This is a genomic window from Novosphingobium sp. 550D, assembly GCF_057401885.1.
Genome location: NZ_CM171613.1, coordinates 2,513,375 through 2,528,508, shown reverse-complemented (window position 1 = coordinate 2,528,508; position 15,134 = coordinate 2,513,375). Strand labels below are relative to the sequence as shown.

General features: G+C 61.9%; 14 protein-coding genes. 10 read left to right on the top strand and 4 right to left on the bottom strand.

What is annotated here, in order from left to right; all coding sequences use genetic code 11:
- Positions 1-18: 18 nt before the first annotated feature.
- The 4 genes from AC2S2E_RS11950 to AC2S2E_RS11935 form a co-directional block, all read right to left on the bottom strand.
- Entirely contained in the window at positions 19-1,005 is a 987-nt protein-coding gene (locus tag AC2S2E_RS11950; protein ID WP_486522488.1) for an HlyD family secretion protein, read from the bottom strand.
- 371 nt (positions 1,006-1,376) lie between these two features.
- Positions 1,377-1,940 (bottom strand): RNA polymerase sigma factor, encoded by a 564-nt coding sequence (locus AC2S2E_RS11945; protein ID WP_486522487.1) that lies wholly within the window; start codon positions 1,938-1,940, stop codon positions 1,377-1,379.
- Positions 1,940-2,392 carry a periplasmic heavy metal sensor gene (locus AC2S2E_RS11940; RefSeq protein WP_486522486.1) on the bottom strand — a complete coding sequence of 151 codons (453 nt, stop codon included), beginning with the start codon at positions 2,390-2,392 and terminating at the stop codon, positions 1,940-1,942. Before AC2S2E_RS11940 ends, AC2S2E_RS11945 begins: the two co-directional genes overlap by 1 nt.
- Positions 2,389-2,652 carry a hypothetical protein gene (locus tag AC2S2E_RS11935; protein ID WP_486522485.1) on the bottom strand — a complete coding sequence of 88 codons (264 nt, stop codon included), beginning with the start codon at positions 2,650-2,652 and terminating at the stop codon, positions 2,389-2,391. The genes AC2S2E_RS11940 and AC2S2E_RS11935 overlap by 4 nt, the downstream gene beginning before the upstream one ends.
- Positions 2,653-2,741: 89 nt before the next feature.
- Between AC2S2E_RS11935 and AC2S2E_RS11930 the strand changes: the two genes are divergently transcribed.
- The 10 genes from AC2S2E_RS11930 (at position 2,742) to AC2S2E_RS11885 (ending at position 15,072) form a co-directional block, all read left to right on the top strand.
- Positions 2,742-3,176 (top strand): copper resistance CopC family protein, encoded by a 435-nt coding sequence (locus AC2S2E_RS11930; RefSeq protein ID WP_486522484.1) that lies wholly within the window; start codon positions 2,742-2,744, stop codon positions 3,174-3,176.
- Positions 3,177-3,727: 551 nt separating this feature from the next.
- On the top strand, positions 3,728-5,860 hold the full coding sequence (locus AC2S2E_RS11925; protein ID WP_486522483.1) for a TonB-dependent siderophore receptor: 2,133 nt from the start codon (positions 3,728-3,730) through the stop codon (positions 5,858-5,860).
- 94 nt (positions 5,861-5,954) lie between these two features.
- Complete coding sequence (locus AC2S2E_RS11920; protein WP_486522482.1) at positions 5,955-6,932, top strand: PepSY-associated TM helix domain-containing protein; 978 nt, start codon at positions 5,955-5,957, stop codon at positions 6,930-6,932.
- The gene (locus AC2S2E_RS11915; protein ID WP_486522481.1) at positions 6,929-7,882 is read left to right on the top strand and encodes a 2-hydroxyacid dehydrogenase; all 954 of its coding nucleotides are present in this window, start codon (positions 6,929-6,931) and stop codon (positions 7,880-7,882) included. The genes AC2S2E_RS11920 and AC2S2E_RS11915 overlap by 4 nt, the downstream gene beginning before the upstream one ends.
- 148 nt (positions 7,883-8,030) lie before the next feature.
- Positions 8,031-8,699 carry a haloacid dehalogenase type II gene (locus AC2S2E_RS11910; RefSeq protein ID WP_476103979.1) on the top strand — a complete coding sequence of 223 codons (669 nt, stop codon included), beginning with the start codon at positions 8,031-8,033 and terminating at the stop codon, positions 8,697-8,699.
- Between the two features lie 5 nt (positions 8,700-8,704).
- The gene (locus tag AC2S2E_RS11905; protein WP_486522480.1) at positions 8,705-9,985 is read left to right on the top strand and encodes an NAD(P)/FAD-dependent oxidoreductase; all 1,281 of its coding nucleotides are present in this window, start codon (positions 8,705-8,707) and stop codon (positions 9,983-9,985) included.
- Entirely contained in the window at positions 9,985-11,502 is a 1,518-nt protein-coding gene (locus AC2S2E_RS11900) for an ABC transporter substrate-binding protein (RefSeq protein WP_486524591.1), read from the top strand. The genes AC2S2E_RS11905 and AC2S2E_RS11900 overlap by 1 nt, the downstream gene beginning before the upstream one ends.
- Positions 11,499-12,485: an ABC transporter permease gene (locus AC2S2E_RS11895; RefSeq protein ID WP_486522479.1), complete on the top strand. Its 987-nt coding sequence runs from the start codon at positions 11,499-11,501 to the stop codon at positions 12,483-12,485. The genes AC2S2E_RS11900 and AC2S2E_RS11895 overlap by 4 nt, the downstream gene beginning before the upstream one ends.
- Positions 12,482-13,303, top strand: a complete 822-nt coding sequence (locus AC2S2E_RS11890) for an ABC transporter permease (protein WP_476103984.1) — start codon at positions 12,482-12,484, stop codon at positions 13,301-13,303. Before AC2S2E_RS11895 ends, AC2S2E_RS11890 begins: the two co-directional genes overlap by 4 nt.
- The gene (locus AC2S2E_RS11885; RefSeq protein WP_486522478.1) at positions 13,300-15,072 is read left to right on the top strand and encodes an ABC transporter ATP-binding protein; all 1,773 of its coding nucleotides are present in this window, start codon (positions 13,300-13,302) and stop codon (positions 15,070-15,072) included. Before AC2S2E_RS11890 ends, AC2S2E_RS11885 begins: the two co-directional genes overlap by 4 nt.
- Positions 15,073-15,134: the final 62 nt, after the last annotated feature.

The window sequence follows — 15,134 nt, the reverse complement described above, 5'->3', positions numbered from 1 at the left end:
CCGGTTCCTGCGCCCCGGTCACGGTCTGGCCGTTCCCTGTTCAGGCCCCAGTTCCGGCCATTCTTTGCCCGGATCGGTGCGGACAAAGCCATCGGCGGTCATCCCCGCCTTCAGCACGCCCGCATACCGCCGTGCCACCTCGACGGGTATCTGCAGCTTTACCCGATAGGAGAGATTGTCGCGCTCATTGGCCGTTTCAACGTATTTGGGCGTGAACTGCGCCTCTGGCGAGACAAAGCCCACGCGGGCGGGCAAGGCGCGGGTGAAGCCCTGCGGCAGGACGCGCGCCTCGTCACCGATCCGGATGCGCGACGCAGCGGCCGAGGGCACGAAGATGGTCAGATAGACATCTTCTGGATTGATGATCGACAACAGTTTGCCGCCCGGTGCCATCATCGCGCCCGGTTCCGCAATGCGATATTCCACCCGGCCAGGCCCCGGCGCGCGGATATGCAGATCGGCACGGATAGCCGAAACCAGCCGGATCTGGGCATCGGCCTGCGCAATTGCGCCGCGTGCTTCGCCTATGGCGCCGCTTGCCGCCTCAAACCCGCCTGTCTCGCCTGCCAGCGCCAGATTGCGCTGCTTCAGCTCCACATCGGACACCATGTCGCGCGCGCGAAGGCCCGCGGTTTCCGACCAGTTGAGCCGGGCGAGTTCGGCCTGACTGCGATGCGCGGCCTGCTCGCCCCGCGCGCGGGCAAGGCCGCCCAACGCCCTTTCGCGCGAAGCTCTGGCCGCATCAAGCTGGGCCAGAACATCGCCTTCGTCCTGTTCGGCCAGGATCTGGCCCGCATGAACGAAATCGCCTTCATGAACCGTCACAGAGACCAGCCGCCCCGGATATTTCACCGCAATATCGGTCCGGGTCATTTCAATCCGGCCATTGCTGCGCAAGACCCATTCCGGCAGCGCGGGGCGGCGCACAAAATAATGCCACGCCCCATAGCCACCCGCCGCCAGCGCGAGCAGGGCCAATGCGACAAGAATGGGACGAGACGTCATCGGCCGCCTCTGTGGCCGCGAAGCGTCGACATGCGAGCATCAGCACATTGCATAACCATCGGGCTCCTCAGCCGGAAGGAAAGTGAAGGGCGTGTATGGCCCGTCGGAATGTTCTGATTTTGATTTACGACGCGCCATAGTCGGCGGTCACTATGCCGACTCCGGAACAATCGCCTCTCTCAGGGCGTGAACAACAAAAAATTGAACGCAATGTCAAGTTTTCTATATATCAGATCCGAAAGGCTTGTTGGGAATTGGCGCTGGTCTGCAAAGCTCTTGAGGCCCTCCTTCACGCGGCAAAATGCCCAAGACGCAAGGAACCATAAGCGGCCAGCTGGCGGCGCGATCAAAAGCCATTCGGGGGTAACGACCTAGTTGATGGCCAGCATCTCGGACAAGGCTCTGCGCGCACGGTAAAGCCGCGTCTCCACGGCCTTGCCGGTAATGCCCAACAGCGCGGCAACATCGGCCTCGGCCATCCCCTCAACCCCGCGCAGGACCAGAACGTCGCGCTGCGCGGCGGGCAGGCGCGCGATGGCGGCCATCGTGCGGGACAATTCCTGACGATCGGACAACGCATCGTCCGCGGCCACGGCCGGATCGGGCAGGTTTGGCGCCTGATCATCGGTCAAGGCAAAGGAAAAGATGGCACGCAATTTCATCCGCCGCGCCCGGTCGCGGCATTTGTTGAGCGCAATACGCGCAATCCAATGGGCAAAGGGCCGCGCCCGATCATATCGCCCCAAGGCGGCAAAGGCGCTGATAAAGCTCTGTTGCGTGATATCGAGGGCAGCATCGTCATCGCCGCAGGACGCACGCGCAATGCGAAAGACGACGTCGCGGTGGCGGCGCAGCAAAGCGCTGTAGGCCGCCTGTCGACCGCCCAGCGCCAGCGCGGCCAGATCGCCATCGCTCAAGGCATCCAGCGCGGACATCAGCGGGGCTGGTCCGCCTCCGTGCTGGTCAACATGCGGGCTATGCCCTGATCAAAGCGCGCGGCCTGATCGGGGCGCAACACGCTGCGCATGGCGAACACATGTTCGAGCGTGGCTTTTTGCAGAGCGCCCATCGCATGGTGCGAGCGATCCACCGCCGCCGCCACCCGCGGGCCATAGCTATGTTCATCGCGCAAGGCCGCCCCCAGTTCAGCGTTGGCGGCGCGTTGCTGCGCGACCAGGCCGGCCTTCTGCACCGCGAAACCGGAATTCAACGCATCGATCTGGGCCTGCTGCGCCTTGTCCAACGACAATTCATCATGCAGCAAACGGTGCAGCGCGGTTTCATCCTGCGCGCCATTCACCGGCACCATTCGTCCCGCCAAAGCCCCGCCCAGCGCCCCGACAAAGCCCAGTGCCAAGGCCAGCAGCATCGACCACTTGCGGTTCACAACGCGCGGTCCAGCAAGGTCGAAGGCGCCAAGGCCAGTCCCTGCCCCAAGGGATCAACCGGCGCGCGCGGCGCAGAACCGCCCCCCATCCACGCCCCCGACACAATCGCCAATGCCGCAATGCCCGCCAGCATCGGCATGGACAGGGCCGGTTGGCGTGCACGTTCGGCGCCTTGAAGCACCGCGTCCTCGATCATGTCCAAACGCGGATCGGGCGCCGCCGATCCCAATCGGGCCAACAGATCATCGATTTGGGTCATCGTCTTTGTCTCACTCAAATTCCCGCAGCACCCCATATACGCAGGCGTGCGAAACTCCCCTCGCATTTATTTGCGAGGGGGGCGGCAAAATGCTGCGTATCCGACATGACTATCCCCAAGTGGAGAATTTGCCCATGCGTTTCCTCTCCCCTCTTGTTGCCCCGTTTGCCCTCCTTGCCGCCCTTGCCATGTCCGGCACGGCGTCGGCCGCACCCATCGTCGATTCCACATCGCCCGCCGAAAAGGCCGATGCCGCCAAGGTGACCCAGATTACCATCCATTTTCAGGACGCCATTAACCCGGCTGCATCGGGCATTCAGATTTGGATGACCGGAATGCCCGGCATGGATCACCACGATCCCATGAAGATGAATGGCGTTAAGGTCTCTGTATCGCCTGATGCGAAATCGCTGATCGCAACGCTGGGCCGCCCCCTGCCGGAAGGCACCTATGCCGCGCGATGGTTCGCCACCGACAAAAATGCGCAAAAGGCCGAGGGCAGCTTGACCTTCAACGCCCGCTGAGGCCCATCATCCCTTTTCCTCAACGTGACACTTGTCATGATGCGCCATATTTTCCGGCGCTGTTGCGTTGAGGAAGGGGCGTTTTTTCCACCACAGCATCCCATCTGGCAGCAACGAGGTTTGGCATAAGACTTGACCCGCAAAGCGAAATTGAAATAGGATGATATAACATGACAAAACATTATTCGCCTTCCCGCTGCGCCTCTCCCACTGCATGGACAATATACTTTTGTTCCGGGCATGGTGCTTTGCACTCTGTCGCCAATCTGACAATTTCAAAGACCGGGCCGGGCCAAACCTAAACCCCTTAAATTTTCGGGATCGAGGCGCTACGGAACTTACGCAGAGTTCGTGCCGCGCGCTGCTTCTTTTCGATATGATCAACCGTCAAGTCACCCCGCTTCGATCAAAGATTCCTCACAAAGCACATAGCCTCATAACTGTCACAAAAGAGACTGGCCGCCGCGAAAAAGGGTGAAATTACTCGCGGCAGGATCGGTCCGATACCCAAGCAGGTTGCGGAACAAGCATTCATCAGGGGGAATTTCAGAATGATCGATCAATCCGCTTTCAAACCCGTGCTGCTGGCAACAGCTGCACTTTTGGCCACGCCGGTTTTTGCGGCCGATAATACCGACTCTATTGTGGTTACCGGCCAGCGTCAGGCCTATCGCGGCGACGTGCCGGTCAAGGAATTGCCGCAAACGATCCAGTTGATCGACGCCAAGATGATGGACGTGGTCAATATGACCAAGATGGATTCCATCACCGAAATCGCCAGCGGCGTCGTGCGTCAGAACAACTTTGGCGGCCTGTGGGACAGCTTTGCCATTCGCGGTTTTTCCGGGGACGAGAATTTCCCGTCGGGCGTTTTGGTCAATGGATTTAACGGTGGGCGCGGTTATGGCGGCGCGCGCGATGCGTCCAACGTCGAAACGATCGAAGTGCTTAAAGGCCCCAATGGCGCAGTGTTTGGCCGTGGCGAACCGGGCGGCACGATCAACATCATCACCAAGAAAGCCAAGCTGGGCAGCAGCTTTGGCAAGATCGGCGCGCAGGCCGGTTCCTTTGACACCTATCGCGGCGAAGGCGACGTGAACCTTGCGCTCAGCGACAAGTTGGCCATCCGCGCAACCGGCGCCGTGGAAGACGCAGGCTCATTCCGCAACACGGTGAAATCCAGCAAGGAAGTCTTCAACCCCTCGATCCTGTGGCAGCCGACCGACAAGACGACGCTGACCTATGAGATTGAATATGTCGGCCTTCGCACGCCTTTTGATCGCGGCATCGTCGCAATCAACGGCAAGCTGGGCGCGGTTTCGCGCAACACTTTCCTTGGCGAACCCGGTGACGGCCCGACCCGCGTCAAGGTGTTTGGCCATCAGGCACAGTTGCAGCAGAAGCTGGGCGGTGACTGGGTGATCATCGCGGGCTTTGGCCTGCGCGAAACCAGCATGATCGGCTATTCCGAAGACGCCGAACTGGCCACCGGCCGCCAGCCTATCTTCAGCACCGGCACGATGCTGGCCCGTCAGCGCCGCTATCGCGATTTCCGCACCCGCAACATCACGGGCCGTGCGGAAATTTCCGGCCGCATCACCACGGGTTCCATCCTGCACCACGTCCTGCTGGGCGCGGATGTGGATGAATTCGACATCAACACCTGGCAAACCCGCTATCGCCCGGTCGCCTATACGCCGGGCACCCCGGTCACGGCGGCCAGCAATGCGGTCAACGTCTTCGCCCCGGTCTATGGCCAGATGTTCACGCCTACGGCCGTCGTGCTCAACTCGCTGGAAAAGCAAAAGAGCTGGGGCATTTATGTTCAGGATCAGATGGATATTGGCGAAAAGGTCAAGATCCGTTTCGGCGGCCGCTTTGACCATTTCAACCAGTTGATCGGCGCCCGCGTGGGCAATTACAACCCCACCGTCAACACGGTCAAGGAACGCTTCAGCCCGACGGTCGGCCTGCTTTACGACGTCAACACGCGCATGGGCTTGTATGCCGCATGGGGCAACGGTTTCCGCCCCAACAGCGGTCAGGACTTCTTTGGCCAGCCCTTTGCCCCGGAAACCAGCAAGTCGTATGAAGTGGGCGCACGTTATACCAGCAAGGTCATTTCCGCCTCGCTGGCCGTGTTCACCATGACCAAGGCCAACGTGCTGACACAAGACCCCGACACCGCGCATCAGGGCTTCTCCATCGCGGGCGGCAGCGCGCGCAGCACAGGCGTCGAGGCCGGTGTGGACGCTCATCTGCCCGGTCAGATCGACGTGCATGGCACCTATGCCTATACCGACGCGCATTGGACCAGCACGTCCAAGGACTTCAACTTTGGCCTTGCCATTACGCCCGGTTCCAAGCTGATCAACATTCCGGCCCATACGGCCAACCTGTTGGTCACCAGGGGCTTTGATGTCGGTTCCGAAGGCAAGGTGACCATTGGCGCGGGCGTCAATTATGTCTCATCGCGTCTGGGCGAAACGGCAACGACCTTTACCCTGCCGGGCTATACGCTGACCCGCGCCTTGATGACCTATGAGCCGAACAAGCGCATTCGTCTGGGCGTCGATGTCACAAATCTGTTTGATGTGACGTGGTACGCATCCTCTTACTCGACGCTGTGGGTCGCACCGGGCGCGCCGCGCACGGTCACCGGACGCATCAGCTACGCATTCTGAGTTACACCCTGACTGGCCACCGCTTGCTTTTGATATAGCAGGCGGTGGCTTTTTTGCGTCAGTCGTGCACAAAGCCATGGACAAGGGCCACATAATGAACCGCAAAAGCCTGCTGATCTGGCATCGCCGCATTGCGCTGACGCTGGCGCCGCTTCTCCTGCTTCAGGCGCTGACGGGCCTGTTGTTGCTGCTGCCCTCGCCCAAATGGAGCATGTCGCCCGGACCTGCGCTGCCGCCCTCGGCCCTGCTGCACAGCGCGCAAAGCGCAGCGCCCGGCTATCAAACATTCCGCCTCGATTACCCCGCCAATGACGCGGTGGTGGCGCGCATGGCCAACGCGCAAGGCCACCGCCTGTTCGTCCATATCGACCCCGCCACGGCCCGCGTTCTGGCCGTGGGCAGCCTTTGGCAAGACCCATGGCGCGTGGCGCAGGAATGGCACAATAGCCTGTTTTCCGGGCGCATCGGATCAACCATAGTCGCGCTTGAAGCAACCGGCCTGCTGGCTCTGGCCATCAGCGGCCTGATTTTCTGGTGGCCCGGCAGGTCGCGCATCAAGCAAGGCCTGTCCATCCCGGCCCGCGCGCCCAAGCGGCTGAAATTGCGCCTGTGGCATCGCTCCACCGGGGTCATTGCCTCGGCGCTGCTGGGCATGATGGCGGTGACGGGTATGTTGCTGGTATGGCCTTTGATGGTGCCGCCTTTGGCTGGCCCAGCGCGCGTGGATCAGGCGTTGCCTGTTGACGCCGCCTATGCCCGCGCCGCTTTGCCGGATCAGCCCTTGCGCGATATCCGCATAGCCTCGACAGGGCACGCCACATTCCATTTCGCGGCCAAGAGCCGGAACCATTGGGACCTCGACACCGTCACGCTAGGCCCGGATGGCGCACGGCGGATTTCGCGCGCCGCCGATGCGCCTGCGTTATGGATGACGCTCTTGCCCTTGCACACCGGCGATGCGCTGGGCACGATTGGCCAACTGGTCATCGCGTGCCTTGCCGCCGCCCTCCTCTTTCTTACCATCAGCGGCGTAATCGCATGGAACCGCGCCCGAAAAGGAAAAAGCAAATGAGCCTTGAACCCCAAGGGCCCCGAGCCTCCATCGTCCATTGCGGAGATCCCAAGCGCGGCGCGGCATGGTCGGAAATTTTTGCCCGCGACATGCCGCATGTGCCTTTTCACTGCTGGCCCGACATCGGTGATCCACAGGACGTGCGCTATCTGATCGCCTGGACGCTCAGCGAGGAAGTCATTGCCGCGCTGCCCAATCTTGAGGTGCTGTTTTCGATTGGCGCGGGTGTTGATCAACTCGACCTGTCGATCCTGCCGCCGCATGTCCGGGTGATCCGTATGATCGAACCGGGCATTACAACCACCATGGCCGAATATGTCACCATGGCCGTTCTGGCGCTGCATCGCGATTTGCCGGCATTGGTGGCCGGACAAAGGGCGGGAACCTTCCCCTATATGCCGGTCCGCATGGCCCGCGAACGCAGCGTCGGCATCATGGGCCTTGGCGAATTGGGGCAGGCGGCGCTGCGCATGCTGGCGCCCATCGGTTTTCGCCTGTCGGGCTGGAGCCGCAGCAAGCGCGAGATCGAGGGCGTTGAATGTTTTCACGGCGCCGATGGGATGGATGCCTTTCTGGGCGCGGTCGATATACTCGTCTGCCTTCTGCCTCTGACCGATGACACACGCGGCATTCTGTGCCGTAAAACCTTCGCCAAATTGCCCAAGGGTGCCGCGCTCATCAATGTTGCGCGGGGCGGGCATCTGGTACAGGATGACCTCATCGAAGCGCTGGACAATGGCCAGATCGGGCAAGCTATTCTGGACGTTTCCACCCCAGAACCCCTGCCCGAAAACCACGCTTTGCGCGGGCATCCCGCGGTTTTCCTGACCCCGCATATCGCGGGCGTTACCCGCATCGATACGGCGGTCTATGCTCTGATGGACGCCCTTGCCGGGGTGATGGCCGGAAAGCCCGTCGCGGGCGACATCGACCGCAGTCGGGGATATTAAGCCCGCGGCATAGTGTGCCGAATGTTCGCCGTAAAAAACCGCATGCGCGCCCTTGGGCTTGTCGCAATCGGCTTCTTCTTCCGGCCGGGTGGTGGCCTATTATCGGGGTGTACGGTGCCGGTCACGCACCGCTTTGCAGGATGCAACCATGACGATTTTCACTCCCAAGTTCATCAGCTTTGATTGCTACGGCACGCTCATCAAATTCCACATGGGCGAAATGGCCAGTGATTTTTACGCCGGTGTGATCGGCGCGGCCAACATGGACGCTTTCAACCGCGACTTTTCCGCCTATCGCTTTGACGAAGCGATGGGTCCGTGGAAACCCTATCGTGAAGTCATCGGCAACGCCCTTGCCCGCACCGCCAAAAAGTGGGGCGTTGCCTATGATACGGCCTATGGCGATGCGATTTATGACATGGTGCCCAATTGGGGGCCGCATGCCGACGTTCCGGGCGGCCTGTCGAAAATCGGCACCAAGATCCCGCTGGTCATCCTGTCCAACGCGATGAACAGCCAGATCCACGACAATGTGGCCAAGCTGGGCGCGCCTTTCTATGCCGTCTATACCGCCGAAAGCGCACAGGCGTATAAGCCCCGTATGCAGGCGTTTGAATATATGTTCGACCAGCTCGGCTGGGGCCCGGAGGTCGGCATGCATGTCTCCTCCTCCTTCCGCTATGACCAGAACACCGCGACCGACCTTGGCTTTGGCACGCGCGTTTTCGTGGGCCGTGGCCATGAACCCAGCAACGCCAATTATCGCGACGTGGAAATCCCCCACATCGGCTGTCTGCCCGCTCTGGTGGGTCTCTGATCCTGATGCGCCCCGCCCTTTCCCTTTGGCAGGCAACGGCACCCGGTTTTGCCTCTGGCATGACCGGGCCGGTCGAAGGCCGCTATGATGTCGCCATCGTCGGTGGCGGGTTTACCGGCCTGTCGGCGGCGCTCTCGCTGGCCAAGGGCGGGGCACGGGTTGCATTGCTGGAAGCAGGGCCGGTGATCGGCGCGGCATCGGGCCGCAATGGCGGGCAATGCAACGCGGGCACGGCGCATGACTTTGGCGCTTTGGCCGCCGCCTATGGCGTGGACAAGGCACGCCGTTGGTATCTGGCCCATTGCGACGCGGTGGACACGGTCGAACGGCTGGCGCGTGAAGAAGGTATCGGATGCGACTTCCGCCGCGCGGGCCGGGCCAAGCTGGCCGCCAAACCGGAACATTTCACCAAGATTGAGGCCGCCTACAAGCTGCTCTCGTCCGAGGTGGACCCCAATGTGTCGCTGGTGGATGCGGCCGGTCTTTCTAGCGAAATCCGCGCCGATGGTTTCTATGGCGCACTGATCCAGCATACCAGCGCGCAATTGCATGTCGGGCGTTTCGGCATCGGCCTTGCCCATGCCGCGGTCCGCGCGGGCGCGCATATCTGGGAACAGGCCGCCGTCACCGGTATCCAACGCGATGGCGCGCAGCATCGGATCGAAACGCCACGCGGAACGCTCACCGCGGCGCAGGTTCTGATCGCCACCGGCGGCGCCAGTCAGCAGGCGCCCTTTGGCTGGTTCCGTCGCCGTATCGTCACCGTGGGCAGCTTTGCCATCGCCACCGCGCCATTGTCGGATGCGATGGTCGATCACCTGTTTCCCGGCCGCCGCAATTATGTGACCAGCCGGATCATCGGCAATTACTTCCGCCTGACCGCCGACAATCGTCTGGTCTTTGGCGGGCGCGCGCGCTTTGCCCTGTCCAATCCGGCCTCTGATCTCAAAGGCGCGGATATTCTGGAAAAGGCCATGCTGCGCCTGTTCCCCGATCTGGCCGGCACGGAAATTCAGCATCGCTGGGGCGGCGCCATCGACCTGACGCAGGACCGCCTGCCGCGTGCGGGCGAACATGACGGGCTTTATTACGCCATGGGCTATTCCGGCCACGGGGTTCAGATGGCCACCCATATGGGCGGGCAAATGGCCAAGGTGATGGGCGGCGACATGTCGGCCAATCCCTTCGCCGATTTGCCCTGGCCCGCCATTCCCGGCCATTTGGGCAAGCCGTGGTTCCTGCCCTTTGTGGGCGCCTATTATCGCGTGCTGGATTATTTCCAATGATGAATTTTTCACGCCGAACCATGATGGCGGGCGGGTTAAGCGCCGGATTGATGGGCATGCCCGCCTTGAGCGCCGGCGTTCCAAAGCGCGGCGGCTCGATCCGTGTGGCCACGCAATCGGTGTCGACCGCCGACACGCTGGACCCGGCCAAAGGCGCGCTTTCGACCGACTATGTGCGCCATTATATGCTCTATTCCGGGCTGACCCGGATCGGGCCGGACATGATCGCGCGCCCAGCTCTGGCCGAACGGATTGAAAGTGCCGACCGGACAACGTGGCATATTACGCTGCGCCGGGGCGTCCATTTCCACCACGGCGGCGAATTGACCAGCGCCGATGTCGTCTTTTCCCTGCTGCGCCACAAAGACCCCAAGCTGGGCAGCAAAATGGCCGGCATCGCGCAGCAATTTGTCGAGGTGCGGGCCGATGGCCGCCATGGCGTCATCATCCGCCTGTCCGGCCCCAATGCCGATTTGCCCGCCGTTCTGGCCCAGTCGCATTTCCTGATCGTCCGGCACGGCGCGGATCGCCCCGATGGCAATGGCACGGGCGCCTTTCGGCTGGATGATTTCAAACCCGGCATCCGCACCGTCGTTGTGCGCAACCCCGATTACTGGGTCCATGGCCGCCCCTATCTCGACCGGATCGAATTGATCGCCATTCCCGATGAAGTCAGCCGCGTGAACGCGTTGCTGGCCGGTGACGTGCAATTGATCAATGCGGTCGCCCCGCTTTCCACCAAACGGGTTGAGGCATCGCCCGGCCATGCCTTGGCCGCGACACCATCGGCGCTCTATTCCAACCTGATCGCCCGCATGGACCGCCTGCCCAGCGGCAATCCGCATTTCGTCGCGGCGCTCAAATATCTGTGTGACCGGCCGTTGATCAAACGCGCATTGTTTCGCGGCTATGCCACGATCGGCAATGACCATCCGATCCCGCCATTCCACCCCTATTACAACCCGTCGATCCCGCAAACCGCGCTCGATCTGGACCGCGCGCGCTGGCATGTTCAACGGGGCGGGCTGACCAATGTCCGTCTGCCCATCTTTTGCGGCCCGGCGGTCGAAGGTTCGGTGGACATGGCCTCCGTGCTTCAGGAATATGGCGCAAGGGTCGGGCTTGATCTGGCGATAACGCGCGTGCCTTCCGATGGCTATTGGTCGACGCACTGGATGCGTCACCCGTTGACCTTTGGCAGCACCAACCCGCGCCCGACGGCGGACCTGACCTTCTCGCTCTTCTATAAATCCGACGCGGCCTGGAATGAAACGGGTTGGAAGAACCCCCGCTTTGACCAATTGCTGATTGCCGCGCGCGGCGAAACCAACGAGGCCAATCGCAAGGCGATGTATGGCGAAATGCAAAAGATCGTGCATGACCAATGCGGCTCGATCATCCCTGTGTTCATCAGCCTTCTTGATGGGCATGACCGCCGGTTGCGCGGGCTGGACCCGATACCGCTGGGCGGCATGATGGGTTATCAGTTTGCCGAATTTGCATGGTGGGCGGCATGAGCGCGCCTGCAACCCAGAACGGCGCGTCGGGGGCCGGGCTGTGGCCTATGGTGATCCGGCGCATCGGATCGTCCATCCTGACTTTGTTGATGGTTTCGGTGGTGATCTTTACGATTGCGGGCCTGCTGCCGGGCGACGCGGCACAGGAAGCGTTGGGGCAATCGGCTACACCCGAACAGGTGGCGGCGCTGCGCCATGAAATGGGCCTCGATCGCCCCGCGCCCCTTCGCTACGTCACATGGCTGTCCAGTCTGGCGCAAGGAGATGCGGGGCAATCGATGGTCGCGGGCATGCCCGTGGATCAGATCATTGCCGAACGCCTGCCCAATACGCTGATGCTGGCGGGGATGACGGCGGCATTGGCGGTTCCGCTGGCGTTGTTAATGGGCATTGTGGCGGCCATTCGTCGCGGCACATGGATCGACCGAGCCATCAATCTGGCGTCGCTTTCGATGGTGGCTTTGCCCGAATTTCTGGTGGCGACGGTGGGCGTGCTGATCTTTTCGGTCGAGCTTACGTGGCTGCCTTCGATCGCCATGGTTTCGGCCGATGCAACGTGGAGCGATACGTTGCGTTCCTGCGCCTTGCCAATCCTGTCCTTGACCGTGGTGGTGGTGGCGCAGATGGCGCGCATGACCCGCGCGGCCATCGCCGATCAGCTTGACCGGCCCTATGTCGAAATGGCGCGGTTAAAGGGCGCCTCGCTCTCGCGCGTGGTGCTGGGCCATGTGCTGCCCAATTGTCTGGGGCCGATTGTGAACGCGATGGCGCTGTCTCTCTCGTATTTGATGGGCGGGGCGATCATTGTGGAAACGATCTTCAACTTCCCCGGCCTTGCCAGCCTGATGGTCAATGCCGTGACCAGCCGCGACATGCCCTTGTTGCAGGCCTGCGCCATGATCTTTTGCTCTGCCTATCTTTTGCTGATGCTGGTGGCCGACATGGTCGCGCTGCTGGCCAATCCAAGGCTGCGTGCGCAATGAAACGCTTGATTTCTTCTTGGGCCAAGGCGCCTTTGCCAAGCCGCGTGGCAGCAGGCTTCGTCGGTTTCTGGCTGGCGCTGGCGGTGGCCGGGCCTTGGCTGGCGCCGCATCCGGTGGGCGCGTTTGTCGATTATGATGTGTTTTCGGGCCTCTCCTCAAAATTCTGGCTGGGCAGCGATTATCTGGGCCGCGATGTCTTTTCGCGATTGCTTTATGCGGCGCGCTATACGGTGTTTCTGGGGCTGGGCGCGGCATTGCTGGCGGCTTGCTGCGGCACATGTCTTGCGCTTTGGGCGACGCTGGCCGGAGGGCGGGTGGATGAAGTGATCTCGCGCCTGATGGATACGCTGATTTCGATACCGTCAAAGATCCTTGCGCTGGTGCTGGTCGCGGCTTGCGGGTCGTCTCTGCCCTTGCTGCTGCTGATCTGTGCGCTGACCTATGTGCCGGGCAATTTCCGCATTGCCCGCGCGCTGGCGATGAACCTTGCCTCGCTGGATTTCGTGGCGGCGGCGCGGGCGCGGGGCGAAGGCCGCATCGCCATCGCCATCCATGAAGTGTTGCCCAACATGGTCCACCCTTTGCTCGCCGATCTGGGACTGCGCTTTGTCTTTGTGGTGCTGTTGCTCTCGGGCCTGTCCTTTCTGGGCCTTGGGGTACAGCCGCCCTATGCCGACCTTGGTTCGCTGGTGCGTGAGAACATCTCTGGCCTGACCGAAGGCGCCCCGGCAATCCTTGCCCCGGCGCTGACCATTGCGGTGCTGACCGTGGGAACCAACCTTTTGATCGATGCCCTCAAGCCCGGGGACAAGAAATGAGCGCGCCCCATATCGAGGTTACCGGCCTGACCGTGTCGGTTGGCGATGTGCCGATTGTTTCGGACATTTCCTTTGCCGCGCAAAGAGGCGAAGTGCTGGCGCTGATCGGGGAATCCGGGTCGGGCAAGAGCACGACCGCGCTGGCCCTGATGGGATGGTGTCGGCATGGCGGGCGCATCGCGGGCGGCGAAATCCGCGTCGGCGGTATGGTCATCGAGGGCAAGAGCGAAGAAGAGCTTTCCGCCATCCGTGGCCGCCACATCGCCTACATCGCGCAAAGCGCCGCGGCCGCGTTTAACCCATCGCGCCGCATTATGGCACAGGTGATCGAACCGGCCCTGATCCACCGCATTATGACGCGCGAGGAGGCCGAGGCCAAGGCCGTGGATCTGTTCCGCGCGCTGGCCCTGCCCTCACCCGAAACCATCGGTTCGCGCTATCCCCATCAGGTGTCGGGCGGGCAGTTGCAGCGTCTGATGGCGGCCATGGCCTTGATCACCGATCCTGAATTGGTGATCCTTGATGAACCCACCACGGCGCTGGACGTGACGACGCAGGTTGAAGTGCTGAAATGCTTCAAATCAGCCTTGGCGCAATGCAACCATGGCCGTGGCGCGACGGCCATTTACGTCAGCCATGACCTTGCCGTTGTGGCACAGATGGCCGACCGCATTGCCGTCCTGCTGAAAGGCCGATTGGTCGAGGAAGGGGCGGCCGAGCAAATCCTGACCGCCCCGCGTGAAGCCTATACGCAAACGTTGCTCAACGCCCCCCACCCTGTGCCTGCGGCGCCAGTGTCGCGCGATGGCACGCCGGTTCTGGCCGTAAAGGGTTTGACGGCAGGTTATGGCCGCGTGGTCGACGGCATGCCGCAAATACCCATCCTGCGCGATGTCGGTTTCGAGCTGCCCGCTGGTGGAGCATTGGGCATTATTGGCGAAAGCGGTTCGGGCAAATCGACACTGGCGCGGGTGATCGCAGGCCTGCTGCCCGCAGCACAGGGCGAGGTTCTGCTCAATGGCGCGGCCCTTCCGGCCAAGCTGGAGGACCGCAGCCTTGACCAATTCCGCACGGTGCAATTGGTGTTCCAGAACGCCGACACTGCGCTCAACCCCGCGCATAGTGTGCGCCGCATCCTGTCGCGCCCCTTGCAGCATTACCACGGCCTGACAGGCAGCGCAGCGGATCGCCGTGTGGCCGAATTGCTCGACCTGACGCGCCTGCCGCAGGAAATGATCGACCGGCCTGTAACCAAACTGTCGGGTGGCCAGAAGCAACGCGTCAACCTTGCCCGCGCCCTTGCCGCCGATCCCAAAGTGCTGCTGTGCGACGAGGTGACCAGCGCCCTCGATACGGTGGTTGGGGCCGCAATCCTGTCGCTGATCGAAGATCTGCGCCGCGACCTGGGGTTGGCCACGGTGTTTATCAGCCATGATATCCATGCCGTCTCGTCGCTGTGCGAACAGGTGCTGGTGCTCTATGGCGGCACGCCGGTTGAATTGGCGACGCGCGAGGCCTTTAACGGGGCGCGCCATCATCCCTATACCAATCTGCTCAAATCCAGCCTGCCCACGATGGACCCGCGCTGGCTTGACACCACGCACGCGCCCATCCTGCGCGGTGATCGGATTGCGGGACTTTGCCCCTTTCAACCTCGGTGTGCCGAAGCTATCGCCGGGCTTTGCGACAATGTGCCCGCCCCTGTGCGCGAGGGAGAGGGTATGCGCTGGCTATGCCATCATTCCCCAAACATGGCGCAACCGGTGTGATCTGCTTGCTGAATTCCTAATCGGGAAAGGGCGTTTTGGCGATCCATATTGTTCGCTCCTTT

Coding starts and splice junctions, on each gene's coding strand:
- AC2S2E_RS11950 (WP_486522488.1), bottom strand. CDS start 1,005: ATGACGTCTCGTCCCATTCTTGTCGCATTGGCCCTGCTCGCGCTGGCG.
- AC2S2E_RS11945 (WP_486522487.1), bottom strand. CDS start 1,940: ATGTCCGCGCTGGATGCCTTGAGCGATGGCGATCTGGCCGCGCTGGCG.
- AC2S2E_RS11935 (WP_486522485.1), bottom strand. CDS start 2,652: ATGACCCAAATCGATGATCTGTTGGCCCGATTGGGATCGGCGGCGCCC.
- AC2S2E_RS11930 (WP_486522484.1), top strand. CDS start 2,742: ATGCTGCGTATCCGACATGACTATCCCCAAGTGGAGAATTTGCCCATG.
- AC2S2E_RS11925 (WP_486522483.1), top strand. CDS start 3,728: ATGATCGATCAATCCGCTTTCAAACCCGTGCTGCTGGCAACAGCTGCA.
- AC2S2E_RS11920 (WP_486522482.1), top strand. CDS start 5,955: ATGAACCGCAAAAGCCTGCTGATCTGGCATCGCCGCATTGCGCTGACG.
- AC2S2E_RS11915 (WP_486522481.1), top strand. CDS start 6,929: ATGAGCCTTGAACCCCAAGGGCCCCGAGCCTCCATCGTCCATTGCGGA.
- AC2S2E_RS11910 (WP_476103979.1), top strand. CDS start 8,031: ATGACGATTTTCACTCCCAAGTTCATCAGCTTTGATTGCTACGGCACG.
- AC2S2E_RS11905 (WP_486522480.1), top strand. CDS start 8,705: ATGCGCCCCGCCCTTTCCCTTTGGCAGGCAACGGCACCCGGTTTTGCC.
- AC2S2E_RS11900 (WP_486524591.1), top strand. CDS start 9,985: ATGAATTTTTCACGCCGAACCATGATGGCGGGCGGGTTAAGCGCCGGA.
- AC2S2E_RS11895 (WP_486522479.1), top strand. CDS start 11,499: ATGAGCGCGCCTGCAACCCAGAACGGCGCGTCGGGGGCCGGGCTGTGG.
- AC2S2E_RS11890 (WP_476103984.1), top strand. CDS start 12,482: ATGAAACGCTTGATTTCTTCTTGGGCCAAGGCGCCTTTGCCAAGCCGC.
- AC2S2E_RS11885 (WP_486522478.1), top strand. CDS start 13,300: ATGAGCGCGCCCCATATCGAGGTTACCGGCCTGACCGTGTCGGTTGGC.